15 protein-coding genes are annotated in these 16,577 nt (G+C 69.4%); 8 read left to right on the plus strand and 7 right to left on the minus strand.

Annotated elements, in window-relative coordinates; genetic code table 11:
* The first annotated feature begins 46 nt into the window (after nt 1-46).
* From ASG07_RS00550 to ASG07_RS00575, 6 genes are all read left to right on the plus strand, one after another.
* Entirely contained in the window at nt 47-502 is a 456-nt protein-coding gene (locus ASG07_RS00550) for a MarR family winged helix-turn-helix transcriptional regulator (protein WP_055840744.1), read from the plus strand.
* Nucleotides 499-1,902, plus strand: a complete 1,404-nt coding sequence (locus ASG07_RS00555; protein ID WP_156361676.1) for an efflux transporter outer membrane subunit — start codon at nt 499-501, stop codon at nt 1,900-1,902. The genes ASG07_RS00550 and ASG07_RS00555 overlap by 4 nt, the downstream gene beginning before the upstream one ends.
* Nucleotides 1,899-3,101, plus strand: a complete 1,203-nt coding sequence (locus ASG07_RS00560) for an efflux RND transporter periplasmic adaptor subunit (RefSeq protein ID WP_055840747.1) — start codon at nt 1,899-1,901, stop codon at nt 3,099-3,101. Before ASG07_RS00555 ends, ASG07_RS00560 begins: the two co-directional genes overlap by 4 nt.
* Entirely contained in the window at nt 3,101-4,648 is a 1,548-nt protein-coding gene (locus ASG07_RS00565; protein WP_055840750.1) for a DHA2 family efflux MFS transporter permease subunit, read from the plus strand. The genes ASG07_RS00560 and ASG07_RS00565 overlap by 1 nt, the downstream gene beginning before the upstream one ends.
* A gap of 73 nt (nt 4,649-4,721) precedes the next feature.
* Nucleotides 4,722-5,396, plus strand: a complete 675-nt coding sequence (locus ASG07_RS00570) for a DUF6445 family protein (RefSeq protein ID WP_055842690.1) — start codon at nt 4,722-4,724, stop codon at nt 5,394-5,396.
* Nucleotides 5,393-6,871: a tryptophan halogenase family protein gene (locus ASG07_RS00575; protein WP_055840753.1), complete on the plus strand. Its 1,479-nt coding sequence runs from the start codon at nt 5,393-5,395 to the stop codon at nt 6,869-6,871. Before ASG07_RS00570 ends, ASG07_RS00575 begins: the two co-directional genes overlap by 4 nt.
* 7 nt (nt 6,872-6,878) lie before the next feature.
* On the opposite strand, the gene ASG07_RS00580 is transcribed toward ASG07_RS00575, so the two are convergent.
* The 5 genes from ASG07_RS00580 to pyk form a co-directional block, all read right to left on the minus strand.
* Nucleotides 6,879-7,631 carry a Crp/Fnr family transcriptional regulator gene (locus ASG07_RS00580; RefSeq protein ID WP_082474394.1) on the minus strand — a complete coding sequence of 251 codons (753 nt, stop codon included), beginning with the start codon at nt 7,629-7,631 and terminating at the stop codon, nt 6,879-6,881.
* Between the two features lie 73 nt (nt 7,632-7,704).
* Nucleotides 7,705-7,887: a YbdD/YjiX family protein gene (locus ASG07_RS00585; protein WP_055840757.1), complete on the minus strand. Its 183-nt coding sequence runs from the start codon at nt 7,885-7,887 to the stop codon at nt 7,705-7,707.
* Entirely contained in the window at nt 7,884-9,932 is a 2,049-nt protein-coding gene (locus tag ASG07_RS00590) for a carbon starvation CstA family protein (protein WP_236694463.1), read from the minus strand. The genes ASG07_RS00585 and ASG07_RS00590 overlap by 4 nt, the downstream gene beginning before the upstream one ends.
* 60 nt (nt 9,933-9,992) lie before the next feature.
* Nucleotides 9,993-11,177 (minus strand): MFS transporter, encoded by a 1,185-nt coding sequence (locus ASG07_RS00595; protein ID WP_055840760.1) that lies wholly within the window; start codon nt 11,175-11,177, stop codon nt 9,993-9,995.
* A 107-nt stretch (nt 11,178-11,284) separates the two neighbouring features.
* On the minus strand, nt 11,285-12,754 hold the full coding sequence (pyk, locus tag ASG07_RS00600) for a pyruvate kinase (protein ID WP_055840763.1): 1,470 nt from the start codon (nt 12,752-12,754) through the stop codon (nt 11,285-11,287).
* Nucleotides 12,755-12,840: 86 nt separating this feature from the next.
* On the opposite strand from pyk, the gene ASG07_RS00605 reads away from it, so the two are divergent.
* Nucleotides 12,841-13,230, plus strand: a complete 390-nt coding sequence (locus tag ASG07_RS00605; protein WP_055840766.1) for a DUF1244 domain-containing protein — start codon at nt 12,841-12,843, stop codon at nt 13,228-13,230.
* Nucleotides 13,231-13,365: 135 nt separating this feature from the next.
* Nucleotides 13,366-13,632 (plus strand): DUF2312 domain-containing protein, encoded by a 267-nt coding sequence (locus ASG07_RS00610; protein WP_055840769.1) that lies wholly within the window; start codon nt 13,366-13,368, stop codon nt 13,630-13,632.
* 44 nt (nt 13,633-13,676) lie between these two features.
* Here the strand turns inward: ASG07_RS00610 and ASG07_RS00615 are convergent, their stop codons facing one another.
* Nucleotides 13,677-14,996 (minus strand): HD-GYP domain-containing protein, encoded by a 1,320-nt coding sequence (locus tag ASG07_RS00615; protein WP_055840772.1) that lies wholly within the window; start codon nt 14,994-14,996, stop codon nt 13,677-13,679.
* Nucleotides 14,997-15,081: 85 nt separating this feature from the next.
* Nucleotides 15,082-16,539 carry an ATP-binding protein gene (locus tag ASG07_RS00620; protein ID WP_055840775.1) on the minus strand — a complete coding sequence of 486 codons (1,458 nt, stop codon included), beginning with the start codon at nt 16,537-16,539 and terminating at the stop codon, nt 15,082-15,084.
* Nucleotides 16,540-16,577: the final 38 nt, after the last annotated feature.

The raw sequence follows: 16,577 nt of genomic DNA on the forward strand, positions 1-16,577 counted from the left end.
AAGTTCATTTGACTGCCCAGGCAATGGTAGCCAAGGCAACCATTATATGGGCTTCTACACCGACTCGGATTTCACGCCCGACTGCTCGATCGGCTATCTCGTCCGCCGCGTGCACCAACTGGGTGGCGTGCGGATCGAGGGCATTTTCGCGGCCGAGGGGCTGACAGCGATGCAGTGGCAGGCGCTGGTCGCGATCTGGTACGGGCGCGGCAACACCGCCGCCGAACTCGCGCGCGATCTGGGCCATGACAAGGGTGCGATGACGCGGCTGGTCGATGCGATGGAACAGCGCGGCTGGATCACGCGCGAACGCACCGCCGAGGATCGCCGCTGCATCAATCTCGCGCTGACCGCGGAAGGCGAGGCGGTGGCGCTCCGATGCAAGCGACAGGTGCTGGCGTGCTGGAACGAATGGCTGGCGGACTGGGAGCCGCAGGAGGTGGAGACGATGATCGCCCTGTTGCAGAAGCTGCGCGACACGCTGGTGACGGTGTCGGCATGATGCGCGTGTCCCGCCTTATGCCGCTCGCCGCCGCGCTGCTGGCCGGGTGCACCGTGCCCGCGACGCAGCAGGCGGTGACGCCGGTCGCACCCGCCGCGCTCGGCCTGACCGGCGCACCCGCGCCGTTGATCGCGGGCGACTGGTGGCACGGCTTCGGCGACCCGCAGCTCGACCGGGTCGTCGCCGACGCGACCGGCGGCAACCCGACGCTCGCCGCCGCGCTTGCCCGCGTCGCGCAGGCGCAGGCGGTGCTGTCGCAACGCCGGGCGGAGGACGGGCCGGACCTGACCTTCGACGGGCAGGGGCAGGTCAGCCGGCTGAGCGGCAAGTACATCATCCCGCCGCCCTTCGGCGGCTCGGTCCGGTTCGTCGGCACCGCGCTCGCCAATCTCAACTGGAACCTGGACCTGTTCGGGCGGCAGCAGGCGGCGATCGCCGGCGCGCGCGCCACGGGCCGGGCGGCGGCACTCGATCTGGAGGCGGCGCGGCTCGCGCTCGCCGGGTCGGTGGTCCAGACCTATCTCGATCTCGCCCGCGCCGAAGCACAGGCGCGGATCGCGAGCGACACGATCGCCACCCGCTCGCGCTCGGCCCGGCTGATCGACGTCCGCATCCGCAACCGGCTGGCGAGCAACCTCGATGCGCAGGGGGCGGCGACGCTGCTGGCGCAGGCGCGGCAGGCTTTGGTCCGCGCGCAAGCGGCGCAGGTGCTGGCGAAGAATGCGCTCGCCGCGCTGGCTGGCCGCGGCGTCGATTACCCGCAGACGATCGCGCCGACCCGCCTGACGCTCGACGCCGCCCTGCCGCTGCCAGCGACGGTACCCGCCGACCTGCTGTCGCGCCGGGCCGACATCGCCGCGGCGCAGGCGCGGGTCGAGGCGGCGGCGGCAGGGCGTCAGGTCGCGCGCCGCGCTTTTTACCCGAACATCAACATCTCCGCCGCGGCCGGGCTGCAGGCGATCGGCCTCGGCAATCTGTTTTCCCCCGATGCGGGCAATGCCGCGGTCGGGCCGGCGATCCACCTGCCGATCTTCGACAATGGCCGGTTGCGTGCCGATCTGGCGGGCGCGACGGCGGCGGTCGACCTCGCCACCGCCGATTACAACGACCGCGTCGTCGGATCGGTGCGGCAGGCGGCGGATGCCATCGCCCGCATCGGCGCGCTGGAGCAGGACCGCGCCCGCCAGCGCGAGGTCGTGCGCGGCTTTGCGGAGACGGGCCGCCTCAACGCCATACGCGTGTCGAGCGGCCTCGAAAGCCGGCTCGGCCTGATCGACAACGACGTCCGCCAGCTCGCCGCCGCGCAGGACGATGCCAACCTCGCGGTGGATGCGGCGCAGGCGCGCGTCGCGCTGGTCCTCGCGCTCGGCGGCGGCTTCTCACAGGACACGACCCGATGACCGACACGACCGCTCCCGCGCCGGAGGCTCCCGCCGCGCCGGCTCCCGCTCCTGCCCCCTCGGCACCGCCCGCCAGCGGCAATCCGCGCGCGCGGCGTCGCGGCCTGATGCTGCTCGGCCTCGTCGTCGTCATCGGCGCGATCGTCTGGGCGGTGTTCCACTTCCTGCTCGCCGCACCGGAGCAGGAGACAGACGACGCCTATGTCGCCGGCGATATCGTCGCGATCACCGCGCGCGATCCCGGCACGGTGCTGTCGATCCATGCCGACAACACGCAGATGGTGAAGGCCGGGCAGCCGCTGATCGATCTCGACGCCGCGACCGCCGATGTCGGCCTCGCCTCCGCCGAAGCCGATCTCGCCCGCGCCGTCCGCGCGACGCGGTCGGACTTCTCGAAGGTCGACTCGGCGGGTGCGGAGGTCGTGCAGGCGCAGGCGCAACTGGCGCGCGCGCAGAGCGATTACGCCCGTCGTCGCGGGGCCGCCGCCGAGGGGGCCGTGTCGGGCGAGGAACTCAGCCACGCCGCCGACGAGGTCCGCGTCGCGACCGCGAATCTCGCGCTCGCCCGCACGCGCCAGCAACAGTCGCGGACCGGCGTGCAGGGGACGACGGTCGACACCAACCCCGCCGTCCTCGCCGCGATTGCCGCCTATCGCCGCGCCGCGATCGTGCGCGGGCACATGCACGTCACCGCGCCGATCGACGGCGTCGTCGCGCAGCGCACGGTGCAGATCGGCCAGCAGGTCGCGGCGGGGACGCCGCTGATGGCGGTCGTGCCGCTCGACCGCGTGTGGGTCGACGCCAATTTCCGCGAGACGCAGCTCAAGGACCTGCGCATCGGCCAGCCCGCGACGATCCATTCGGACATGTACGGCGACGACGTCGTCTATCACGGCCGCGTGATCGGTCTGGGGGCGGGCAGCGGCAACGCCTTCGCGCTGCTGCCGGCGCAGAACGCCAGCGGCAACTGGATCAAGATCACGCAGCGCGTGCCCGTCCGCATCGCCCTCGACCAGCGCGAACTGAAGGCGAACCCGTTGCGCGTCGGCCTGTCGGTGGCGGCGACGGTGGATACGGCGAACACGTCGGGGACGCGCATCGGCCAGCCGGCGCGCGCTTCCTATAAGGGGCTGGACACCGCCGCCAACGACCCCGCGGTCGAGGCACGCATCCGCCAGATCGTCGCGGCCAACCGCTGATGGCCGGCCCTCCCGCCGCCGGTGGCGCACCGCCCCTGCAAGGGGGGAAGCTGGCGCTGGTCGCCTTCGCGCTGGCGCTCGGCACGTTCATGCAGGTGCTGGACGGCACGATCGCCAACGTGTCGCTGCCGACGATCGCGGGCAATCTCGGCGTGTCGAGCGACAATTCGACGTGGATCGTCACGGCCTTCGCGGTCGCCAACGGCGTCGCGGTGCCGCTGACCGGCTGGCTGATGGGCCGGTTCGGCGTGGTGCGGACATTCTGCACGTCGGTGTTTCTGTTCACGATCGCGTCGTTCCTGTGCGGGATCGCGTGGAACCTGCCCTCGCTGATCGGTTTCCGTATCCTTCAGGGGGCGGTGTCGGGGCCGATGATCCCCGGCAGCCAGGCGCTGCTGATCGCGATCTTCCCGCCCGACAAGCGCGGCACCGCGCTTGGCATCTGGTCGATCACGACGCTGGTCGCGCCGATCATGGGGCCGATCCTGGGCGGGTATATCAGCGACAATTATCACTGGAGCTGGATCTTCCTCATCAACGTGCCGTTCGGCCTGTTCTGCGCGGCGACGTGCTGGAAAGGTCTGAAATCGCGGGAGACGCCGACGCGCAAGCTGCCGATCGACCAGGTCGGGCTGGTGGCGCTGGTCATCTGGGTCGGCGCGCTCCAGATCGTGCTCGACCTCGGCAAGAACGACGACTGGTTCGCGTCCGAACGGATCGTCGTTGCGACCGTCGTCGCCGCGATCGGCTTCGTCTTCTGGCTGATCTGGGAACTGACCGACGCCAACCCGGCGGTGAACCTGTCGCTGTTCAAGAGCCGCAACTTCGCGATCGGCACCATCGCCTTCTGCCTCGGCTATGCGGTGTTCTTCGCCAACACGCTGCTGCTGCCGCTGTGGTTGCAGACGCAGCTCGGTTACACGGCGACCTGGGCCGGCCTCGTCGCCGCACCGTCGGGCGCGGTCGCGGTGCTGCTGACGCCGTTCGTCGCCAAGTTCAGCGGGCGGATCGATGCGCGGATCATGGCGACGATCGCCTTCGCGGCGTTCGGCCTCTCCTATTACCTGCGCTCCGGATATACGACGGGGGCCAGCTTCCGCGACCTGATGCTGCCGCTGCTGGTGCAGGGGATCGCGATGAGCACGTTCTTCCTCGCGATGCTGACGATCTCGCTCGATCGTATCCCGCCCGAACGCCTGCCGTCGGCGACCGGAATCTCCAACTTCGCGCGAATCACCGCGGGCAGCTTCGCCGCCTCGCTCATCACGACGGCGTGGGACCGGCGCGAGGCGCTGCACCAGAGCCGGCTTTCCGATGCGGTCGGCACCAACATGCCGTACCGGATGGCGTCCGGTGCGCTGGGGAAGATGGGCCTGACCGACGTTCAGTCCGCCGCGGTCGTGACGCGGCAGATGGTCGGGCAGGCGTATCTGCTAGCGTCGACGGACCTGTTCCGGCTGTCGGCGTGGCTGTGCGTCGTCATGGTCGTCGTCGTCTGGTTCACCCGCCGCGCGTCGCCGCCGCAGGGGCCGATCGCGGCGGATTGACCGTCCCAAATCCTCCCCGCTCGCGAGGAGGATTTTGGAGACGCCGCGCGCACGACCCGCTACCCTCCGCATCGTGAACCACTGGACCCCCAATGTCGTGCATCAGGGCGAGGAGCGGTCGCCTGTCCTGATCCTCGACGGTTTCGCGCCCGATCCCGCCGTCTTCGTCGCCGACGCCGCCGCGCGCGAGTTCGCGCCGATCGGCCCCTATTATCCCGGCGTCCGCGCCACGGTCCCGGCCCCGTTGATCGCCGATCTGCTCGCCGCGCTGGAGCCGCTCGCGAGCGAAACCTTCGGCACAGGCGCGCTGTCGGTGGTCGAAGCCTATTACTCCATCGTCACCACGGCCCCATCGGCGCTCGCGCCGATCCAGCGGCTGCCGCATATCGACGGCGTCGGCGAGGACCGGCTGGCGCTGCTCCACTATCTGTCACCCAACGAGCGGGGCGGCACCGCCTTCTTTCGCCAGCGATCGACCGGCTACGAGAGCGTCGATCGTTCGCGCTACCCGTCCTACGCCTCCGCGCTGCAACTCGACGTGCGCGAGCACGGGTTGCCGGATGCCGCGTATATCGACGGCGATACGCCGCTGTTCGCCTGTATCGCGCGCCACCAAGGCCGCTTCAACCGCGCGATCCTCTATCGCAGCAACACGCTCCACTGCGCCGATCTGCCCGCTGACCTGTCGCTCTCGCCCGATCCACGAATAGGGCGGCTGACCGTCAACACCTTCCTGAGCGCGGCATGAGCGCGCCCTTCACCGTCACGATCGCGGGCGGCGGCACCGCGGGGTGGATGACCGCCGCCGCGCTGGCGCGGTTCGCCGGGCCTGCGACGCGCGTCAGGCTGATCGAATCCGACGCGATCGGCACGGTCGGCGTCGGGGAGGCGACGATCCCGCAGATCCGCCTGTTCAACCACGGTCTCGGCATCGACGAGGACGCGTTCCTCGCCGCGACGGGCGGCACGTTCAAGCTCGGTATCGAATTCGTCGACTGGCTCCGCCGCGGCCACCGCTACATGCACGCGTTCGGCACCGTGGGTCGCGATATCGGCGTCGTGCCGTTCCATCATTACTGGGCTCGCGCCAACGCAGCCGGAGTGGCGGCTCCGCTCGGCGACTATGCCCTGAACGACGTCGCTGCGCGCGCGGGCCGCATGCACCGCGGGCCGTCGATCACCGCGCCCAATTTGCCGCCCGTCCCCTATGCCTATCATTTCGACGCCACGCTCTATGCGCGGTTCCTGCGCGATTATGCCGAGGCGCGCGGCGTCGAGCGGATCGAGGGCCGCATCCTGTCGGTCGAGCGTGCCGACACCGGCGACATCGGCGCACTGCGGCTGGAGGGGGATCGCCGCATCGACGGCGACCTGTTCGTCGACTGCACCGGTTTCCGCGCCCTGCTGATCGGCGAGACGCTGGGCGTCGGCTACGAGACGTGGAGCCACTGGTTGCCCTGCGACCGTGCGCTCGCGGTGCCGAGCGAACCGACGCCGGAGCCGGTTCCCTACACCCGCTCGACCGCGCATAAGGCGGGCTGGCAATGGCGTATCCCGCTGCGCCACCGCACCGGCAACGGTCATGTCTATTGCAGCGCGCATACCAGCGACGACGAGGCCGCCGCGACGCTGCTCGCCGGGCTCGACACGCCGGCGCTGGGCGATCCCCGCCCGCTGTCCTTCACGACCGGTCGTCGCATCCGCACGCGCGAGGCCAATGTCGTTGCGATCGGCCTGTCGAGCGGCTTCCTCGAACCGCTGGAATCGACCAGCATCCACCTGATCCAGTCCGCGATCGCGCGCCTGCTCAAGCTGTTTCCCGGCCGCACGGTCATCGCGGCCGAGCGCGTCGAACATAATCGCCAGACCGACTTCGAGATCGAGCGTATCCGCGACATGGTCATCCTCCACTATCATGCGACCGAGCGGCCGGAGCCGTTCTGGCAGACCTGCCGCGACATGACGCTTCCTGACACGCTGGCGGCGAAGATCGACCTCTGGCGCGCCCGTGGTCACATCGTTCGCGAGCATGACGAGCTGTTCACCGAACCCGGCTGGCTACAGGTGCTGGCGGGGCAGGGGATCGCCCCCGCTGCATGGCACCCGCTGGCGGAGACGCTGCCGGATGCCGACCTTGCGGGCTTCATGCGGATGCTGGCGGACCACAATGCCCGCGAAGCCGCGGCGATGAAGCCGCACGCGGCGTTCCTGCGCCCGCAATGACGGAACTTCAGGCGTTGGGCAGCCACTCGGTCGCGACTTCGCGGTAGCGGTCGACGAAGCCGGTCGCGGCGATCATCCCCGCCTCGTCCAGCATCGTCACGCGCCGGCCGTCCCGGCGGATCATCGCCTTGGCCTCCAGCGCGCGGAACGTGCGGTTGACGTGGACCTTGGTCAGGCCCAGCGCATCGCCGAGATCGGTCTGCGTCAGCGGCAGGTCGATCGTGTCGACGACGCCCCCGGCGGTGACACGCAGCCGCGCCAGCACGTCGAGCAGCAGCATCGTCAGCCGCTGCAGCGCGTTCATCCGGCCGATCGTCGTCAGCCGGTCCGCCATCGCGACCTTTTCCGCGCAGGCGACCGCATAGAGCAGCCCGCCGATCCGCGGATGCGCGGCGAACAGCCGGCCCAGATTGGCCTTCGGCACGACCGCGACGATACAGTCGCTGACCGCCGTCAGCGACGCCGCGGCGACCGACCACGCGATCGACGACGTGCCGATCAGGTCGCCGGAATAATGGAATCGCAGGATCTGCCGCCCGCCGGTCGCCAGCCGCTTCGACGAGTGGAGCCAGCCCTGCTGCACCACGAACAGCCCGTCGACGGGGCCGCCCTGTTCCTGCAACAGCTGCCCGGCGCTCAGTCGCCGCTCGCTTTCGATCAGCGCGGCCAGTGCGTCGCGCTCATGCCCGGTGAGGTCGACATAACGCGCCAGACGCATCGTCAGCGCATTGCGGGGTGTTCCTGGCGGATGCAGCAGCATGATGCTGAAACATCGCACTTACGCAGCGGTGCCGCAACGGCTTTACGCGCCCGATGCGTGATGCCGTGCGATATCAGCAACAGCGTCCGCCGCCCTTGCCGCCGTAACGCGCCTGCTGGCGATCCCGGAAGAACGCGACCTCGTCCATCGGGGCGGTTTCCGGGTGCCGTTCCGCCATATGCCGTCGATAGGCGGCGTAGGACGGCATTCCGACCATCGCCCGCGCGGTTTCCGCCAGCAGCGCGATCAGCGTCATGCCGCGGCCCCGTGCGCCGGAATTTCCCGGACGGTCGGCCGATCGACTCGCCGCGCGGCGAGGCAGGCGCGGATGCCGAACACCAGCATCGTCGCCACGACGGCGAGGAACAGCGCGCACAGCCCGGCGTCGATGCGATCGTTCAGCACGACGCGGCTCATCTCCGCCAGCGATTTGGCGGGGGCCAGCACGCGTCCCTCCGCGGCGGCGGCGGAGAACTTCGCCGCATGGGCGAGGAAGCCGATCGCGGGATCGGGATGGAAAACCTTCTGGAAACCCGCCGTGCCGGTGCACAATACCAGCCACGCCGCCGGGGCCGCCGTGACCCAGGCGTAACGGTCGCGTTTCATCCGGAACAGCACCACCGTCGCGAGGATCAGCGCGACGGCCGCGAGCATCTGGTTGGCGATCCCGAACAGAGGCCACAGCGTATTCACGCCGCCCAGCGGATCGGTGACGCCCTGATAGAGGAAGAACCCCCACGCGCCGACGCACAGGAAGGTCGCGACCAGCCCCGGCCCCCAACCCACCCCCTCGCGAAAGCGCGGCACCGCCAGCCCGAGCAGGTCCTGCAACATGAACCGCCCCGCGCGGGTGCCGGCATCGACCGCGGTCAGGATGAACAGCGCCTCGAACAATATGGCGAAATGGTACCAGAACGCCTTCATCGCCGATCCGCCGAGGATGTGGCTGAAGATCTCCGCCATCGCCACCGCCAGCGTCGGCGCGCCGCCGGTGCGGCTGATGACCGTCGCCTCGCCGACGTCGCGTGCCGCCTGTGCGAGGGCGGCGGGGGTGATCGGGAAACCCATCGCGGTCACGGCGGCGGCGGCGCTTTCCGGGCTGGTGCCGACGATTGCGGCGGGGCTGTTCATCGCGAAATACAGGCCGGGGTCGAGGATCGACGCGCCAACCAGCGCCATGATCGCGACGAAGCTCTCCGCCAGCATCGCGCCATATCCGATGAACGGCGCGTCGCCCTCGCTCGCGATCAGTTTCGGGGTGGTGCCGCTCGCGATCAGCGCGTGGAAGCCGCTGACCGCACCACAGGCGATCGTGATGAACAGGAACGGGAACAGCGTGCCCGCCCAGACCGGTCCGCCGCCATTCGTGAACTGCGTCAGCGCCGGCATCCGCAGCGGCGGGGCCATGATCGCGATGCCCAGCGCCAGCGCGACGATCGCGCCGATCTTCAGGAAGGTCGACAGATAATCGCGCGGCGCGAGCAGCAGCCACACCGGCAGCAGCGCCGCGACCGCACCGTAGGCGATCAGGCCGAAGCAGAGCTGCACCGGCGTCAGCGTGAACCACGGCGCGAGCGACGATTGCGCCACCTGTCCGCCCAGCACGATCGCGGCGAGCAGCCCGACGATGCCCAGCACCGACACCTCGCCGATGCGTCCCGGCCGCAGCCAGCGGGTGTAGCAGCCCATCAGCAGCGCGAGCGGGATCGTCGCCGCCACGGTGAACAGCCCCCACGGGCTTTCCGCCAGCGCGCGGACGACGATCAGCGCCAGCACCGCGAGGATGATGACCATGATCGCGAACGCGCCCACCAGCGCGACCGTCCCCGCCACCTGCCCCATCTCGGCGCGGACCAGTTCGCCCAGCGAGCGACCGTCGCGGCGCATCGACACGAACAGGATGCAGAAATCCTGTACCGCCCCCGCCAGCACGACGCCGACGAGGATCCACAACACGCCCGGCAGATAGCCCATCTGCGCCGCCAGCACCGGCCCGACCAGCGGCCCCGCGCCCGCGATCGCCGCGAAATGGTGGCCGAACAGCACGCGCCGGTCGGTCGCGACGTAATCCAGCCCGTCGGCGCGGCGCACCGCCGGCGTCGGGCGCGAGGGATCGATGCCGAGCACCTTCGTGGCGATGAAGCGGGCATAGAATCGATAGGCGATCAGGTAGGTGCAGAGCGCCGCGGTGACGATCCACAGCGCGTTGACGCTCTCGCCGCGCACGGTGGCGACGACACCCAGCGCGGTCGCCCCCAGCAGCGCCAGCGCGCCCCAGCCGATCCTGTCCTTGGTAGTCACGTCGCCTCTCCCGCTTCGGGAGAGGTTATCGGTGCCCCCTCGCATCGGAGCAACAGTCTTTTACCGGTCGCCGACCTTCCACGATATCGCCCAGATCAGCAGCCCGCCCAGCGCCAGCGCACAGCCGACGATGCCGGTCGACGTCCAGCCATAGCCCGCCGCCAGCACCAGTCCCGCCAGAAACGGCCCCAGCGCATTGGCGGTGTTGAACGCCGAGTGATTGAGCGCGGCGGCCAGCGTCTGCGCCTCGCCGGCGACATCCATCAGCCGCGTCTGGAGGACGGTGCCGAGCGCCCCGCCGACCCCGATCGCGAACACGTCCAGCGTCAGCCACGTCAGGTCGTGCGCGGCGAGCGGGAACAGCGCCAGCATCGCCGCCGACCACAGCAGCAACACGCCCGCGGTCGGCATCAGCGCACGGTCGGCGAAGCGCGGTATGAACAGGTTGCCCGCGGTCATGCCGCTGCCGAACGCCACCAGCACCAGCGCGAGTGCGGCGGGGCCGCCGCCGGTCACCGCCGCCAGCGTCGAGGCGAGATAGGTGTAGACCGCGAACATGCCGCCGAACCCGACCGCGCCGGTCGCCAGCGTCAGCCACACCTGCCGTTTCTTCAGCGCACCCAGTTCCCGCATCGCGTTCGCGCCGGGCTCAACCGTGTCGCGCGGGGCCATGATCGCCACCGAAACCGCCGTCGCCGCCGCCAGCACCGCCACCACGCCGAAACCCCACCGCCACCCGATCCACTGGCCCAGCGCATTGGCCAACGGCACGCCCGCCACGGTCGCGACGGTCAGCCCCAGCATCACGCGCCCGACGGCGCGCGTCCGTCGCTCGGCCGGCACCAGCGACGCCGCGACCAGCGACGCGATCCCGAAATATGCGCCGTGGGGCAGGCCGCTCAGGAAGCGGAACACCAGCATCGATCCATAGCTTGGCGCCAGTGCCGACAGCCCGTTGGCGATCGCGAACACGGCCATCAACGCGATCAGCATCGTCCGCTTGGGCCATTTCGCGCCCAGCACCGCCAGCGTCGGTGCACCGACGACGACGCCCAGCGCATAGGCGCTGATGACGTGCCCCGCGGTCGGTTCGTCGATATGCAGGTCGCGCGCCATCAGCGGCAACAGGCTCATCGTCGCGAATTCGGTCGTCCCGATCGCGAACCCGCCCAGCGCCAGCGCAAGATGGACGAGGCCGACGGCGGGGGTGCGCCGGACGGGGGCGGATAGCACGGTAGCGGTCATCCTGCCGGAGGTGAGGGCGCGCGGCCCCGAGGGCAAACGCATGTTGCGTCAGGATGATTGCACCGCGTGCATCTGAAATCCTCCCCGTTCACGGGGAGGATTTCAGATCAATCGTAATTCTTCAATTCGTCCCCGACGATCCGCGTCACATGGATGACGTTGGTTGATCCCGGCGTGCGGAACGGCACGCCGGCCATGACGACGACCTGCTCGCCCGCCTTGGCGATGCCGTGGCGCAGCGCCATGCGCTTCGACTTGGCGACCATCTCCTCGAACGATTCGACATCGCGGGTGTGGACGGCGTGCGTCCCCCAAAGCAGTCCCAGCCGCCGTGCCGTCTCCAGCTGCGGCGTCAGGACCAGGATCGGCACCGAAGGGCGCTCGCGCGCGATCCGGCGCGCGGTCGATCCGGACGAGGTGAAACAGATGATCGCCGTCGCCGACACCGTGCGCGCGATGTTCTTCGCCGCCTCCGCCAGCGCGTCGGCGGTCGTCGGGTCGGGCTTCATGACGGTGAAGTGGACACGGTCACCATGACCCGGATCGCGCTCCACCGCATTGCCGATCGCGTTCATCATCGTCACCGATTCGATCGGCCAAGCGCCCGCCGCGCTTTCTGCCGACAGCATGATCGCATCCGCGCCGTCGTAGATCGCCGTCGCGACGTCCGACACTTCGGCGCGGGTGGGCGATGGCGACTGGATCATCGATTCCAGCATCTGCGTCGCCACCACGACCGGCCGCCCCATCCGGCGCGACACCTCGACGATGCGCTTCTGCAGCGGCGGTACCTGCTCGGGCGGCAGTTCGACGCCCAGATCGCCGCGCGCGACCATCACGCCATCGCACTGCTCGACGATCTCCTCCAGCCGCTCGATCGCCGCCGGCTTCTCGATCTTCGCGAGCAACGCCGCCTTGCCGCCGATCAGGCGGCGGGCCTCCATCAGGTCCTCGGGCCGCTGCACGAACGACAGCGCGATCCAGTCGACGCCCTGCTCGACCGCGAACGCCAGATCGCTGCGATCCTTTTCGGTCAGCGCCGCCATCGGCACGACCACGTCGGGCACGTTCAGCCCCTTGTTGTTGGACAGCATGCCGCCGACCTCGATCGTCGTGACGATCTTCGTCTCGTCGTGATCGGTGACGCGCAGCACCAGCTTGCCGTCGTCCAGCAACAGGCGCGCACCCGGCTCGATCGCCGCGAAAATCTCCTTGTGCGGCAATTCGACGCGCGTGGCGTCGCCCGGCTCCGGCGAACGGTCGAGCGTGAAGACGGCGCCGGTCACCAGTTCGACGCGCCCCTCCGCGAAGCGGCCGACGCGCAGCTTGGGTCCCTGAAGATCGGCGAGGATCGTCGTCGGACGCCCGAACTGCTTCTCCAGACCGCGGATCGCCTCGATCACCGCGATCTTCGACTGCTGGTCGCCGTGGCTCATGTTCACGCGGAACGCGTCGGCTCCCGCCTGGAACAGGGTGGCGATCATCTCCGGCGTGTTGCTGGCGGGGCCGAGCGTCGCGAGCACGCGGACCTTGCGCGTCCGGGGGGCGATCTCCGTGGGGGCGTGGGCCTGGGTCATGGGATGGCTTTCATCAGGTGCGGCTGGGGGGATGCGGTGCCACCTCCTAAAGCCTATTATACCTCGATCAACCACGGAGCATACGAATGGACCCGCTTGACAGCGTCGACGACGCCACCGCCGCCGCGGTATATCGGCGGCTCGTGCGCCATTTGCGGCATCGGACGGACGCGCAGAACGTCGACCTGATGGGCTTGGCGGGATTCTGCCGCAACTGCCTCGCGGACTGGACGCAGGAGGCGGGCGGCCTCGACCGGGATGTCGCGCGCCAGGCGATCTACGGCATGCCCTATGCCGACTGGAAGGCGAAGCATCAGGGCGACGCCACGCCCGAACAGCTCGCCCGCATGAAGGACAGCGTCGCCCGCAATGCTCCGGCGGACCCGGCCGACGCCGAGGCGGCGCTCGACGAAGCACTGGACGAAAGCTTTCCGGCCAGCGACCCGCCCGCGATAACCGAACCCGGTCGGGGCTGAGGCCGGGTCAGGCTACAGCCGGGCCGGGCTTGAGCCGGTAAAGGTAAACGCCTAGACGCGCCCCCCTGCCGGTGATCCGGCATCCTTTCATCGAATCAGCAAAAGGCCGCGCACGGGCGCGGGCGGGGTGGGACTATGGCCGAAGAGCGTAACGAAGGCATGGGCGGCGGGCACGTCGCGGCGGACGAGCTGCGGCTCCTGATCGAGCGCGCGGAGCGTCTCGAAGAGGAAAAGAAGGGCATCGCCGACGACATCAAGGACGTGATGGCCGAGGCGAAGGGCCGTGGCTACGATCCCAAGGCAATCCGCAAGATCCTGTCGATCCGCAAGAAGAAGAAGGAAGAATATCAGGAGGAGGAGGCGATCCTCGAAGTCTACATGCAGGCGCTGGGCATGATCTGAACCGTTACATCCTCCCCCTGGAGGGAGGATGAAGTTCGCCAGCGTCAGGCGGCGCGCACGCCGATCAACGGGATCGCGCCGCCGAATAGCTGTCCCGTCACCGGCTCGTTCGCCAGCACGCGCGCCGCGATCATCGGCCAGTCGCGGCCGAACCAGCGGTCGCCGTCTTCCGGCCGCAGGATCGCGTCGCCGTGCGGCGCCGGCTTCGCGACGGCATCGCGCAGCGACAGGAAGCGCGAGTCCGGCACCGCATAGAACCGCCGGATGCACGGCAGCGTCGGTTCGTCGGCATTGGCGGCGATGACGATGCCGAGCTGGCTGTCGGCCATCTGCACCAGCGTGCCGATCGGATAGATGCCGATGCTGCCGACGAACGCGGACAGCACATTCGGGTCGAAATGCCCCTCCCACGTCATCATTTTGGACAGGGCGTCGGACGGCGACCAGGCCGGCTTGTAGCTGCGGTTGCTGGTGACCGCGTCGTACACGTCGCACACCGCGCCCATCCGTGCATGGACGCTCAACTGATCGGCGGTCAGCCCGAACGGATAGCCGGTGCCGTCCACCCGCTCGTGATGATGCAGGCACACGTCGCGCGCGATCGGCAACAGATCGTCGCCGTCGCCGCCCAGCAGGCGGATGCCCTCTTCCGGATGCGTGCGGATGATCCGCGTCTCCGTGTCGTCCAGCTTTCCCGGCTTGTCGAGCAGCCCGTTGGGCATCGCCATCTTGCCGATGTCGTGCAGCAGCCCGGCCATGCCGATGTCGCGGATCTCGCGCTCGTCCAGCCGCAGGTGCCGGCCGAGGTTTATCATCAGCGCGCACACGGCGACCGAATGGAGATAGGTATATTCGTCCTTGTTCTTCAGCCGGCAGACCGAGATGATCGCGCCGGGATCGCGCGCGACGGACGCCGCGATCTCGTCGACCAGCGGTGCGACGTCGGCCGGCTTCACCGCCTGGCCCAGCCGTGCTTCCCCGAACATGCGGCGGACCGCCAGCTTCGACTTCTGCACCGTCTCCGCGGCACGGGTGGCGGCATCCTCGCGGCGGCGGACCGGAGGACGGGGGCGGGGGGGAGCGGCGATCGGCTCGTCGACCGGTTCGCCCGGCGGCGGAGTCATCTCCGCGACGAACGAATCGTCGGGCGCGCTTTCGGCCGGGCGGGCGTCCGGCGTCGGTGACAGGCCGCGCTCGGTGTCGATTTCGATCCGTTGGAAATCGCTGGCGACGATCTTGTCGAGATCGGCCTGCCGTCGCAGCAGGAAGCTGCTCCGCCAGAAGGGATGTTCCCACCACGACGTGTCGATCGCACAGATATACATACCAAGCCGCAACTGGCTGGCGGTGATCGTCACGCGCATGAAGTTATCCTCCCGCCGCTGCTGATACGCAGCGGGAGTAAACAATGTAGAACCAAACTCGTTTTTCCGAATAAAATAACCTGGATCAGGCCGCGTCCGCCGACTCCGTCGTCCAACCGAGGCGCGGGATGGTGATCGACCGCTTGCCGGACAGATCGACGCGCGTGACGAACAGTTCGCGACTTTCGATATAACCGATCAGCCGCCGCACCCGTCCCAGCGAGCTCGTCCCATAGGTCGTCGCGAGTTCCGAATCGGAGGGACAGGGTCGTCCCTCCTTCGCCGCCCGGGCGACGAGCAGGAAGGCACCCATCATGTCGTCGGGCAACGTGCCCGCCAGCGCCAGTGCGTCCTGCCACTCCTCCGCCGCCACGTCGAAGATACCGGCCCGCGCGCAACTCAGCCGCCGGGTGAAGCCCGGCAGGTCCAGCGGCGGCCGCGCCAGCCCCGCCATCCGGCACCGCACCTGGAAATCCTGAAACAGCGTCGATGGCGACCGGAACGCCGCATCCGCATCGGCGACGATCGCACGCAGTGCCTCCGCATAGATTGCCTCGACCTCCGCCTCGTCCTTGTCGGGCACGGGCGCGAGGGGGGCCGGGGCAGGGCGGCCGATATCCGCCGCCAGTTCCTCCGCCGGTACCAGCCGCGGTCGCGATTCGAACGCCATCGGCAGCATCGGCGCGTCGACCACCCGCTCTGCCAGCATGTCGACCAGATCGAACGGCTTCGCCGCCGGCAACGGTGTCAGCTTGGGGCTGCCCGAGCGCGCGGACGTCTCGACGGTGCCGATCCTGACGGTGATCGGCCGCCGCGACACCGCTGGCCCCAGCGCCATGAAGGTGCCACGCGGCAGGTCGCGGATCGCCTCCGCCTGTCGCCGCTCCATCCCCAGCAGGTCGGCGGCGCGCGCCATGTCGATATCGAGGAAGGTGCGGCCCATCAGGAAGTTCGACGCCTCGGCGGCGACGTTCTTCGCCAGCTTGGCGAGTCGCTGCGTGGCGATCACCCCCGCCAGCCCGCGCTTGCGGCCCCGGCACATCAGGTTGGTCATTGCCGACAGCGAGGCGCGGCGCACCTCCTCCGTGACCTCGCCGCCGGTCGTCGGGGCGAACAATTGCGCCTCGTCGACCACGACCAGCGCCGGATACCAGTGTTCGCGCGGGGCATCGAACAGCGCCGACAGGAACGCCGCGGCGCAGCGCATCTGGCCCTCCGCCTCCAGCCCTTCGAGACTCAATACCACCGAGGCGCGGTGTTCGCGGATGCGCGATGCGAAGCGGGCCACCTCCGCCACCGAATAATCCGCCGCCTCGATCACGACATGCCCGTAGGGGCCGGCGAGGGTGACGAAATCGCCCTCCGGATCGATCACCACCTGCTGCACCTGCCCGGCGGACCGCTCCAGCAGGCGGCGCAGCAGGTACGATTTTCCCGATCCGGAATTGCCCTGCACCAGCAACCGGGTGGCGAGCAGTTCCTCAAGGTCCATCGCCACCGCCGAGCCGCGCTCGTCGGTGCCCATATCCACGCTTACCGTCATCGCGGTGCCGTTTGCCGGAAGGGGACGATTGGCGAAAG

Origin of the sequence: Sphingomonas sp. Leaf343, from assembly GCF_001423765.1 — a bacterium.
Classification (GTDB): domain Bacteria; phylum Pseudomonadota; class Alphaproteobacteria; order Sphingomonadales; family Sphingomonadaceae; genus Sphingomonas.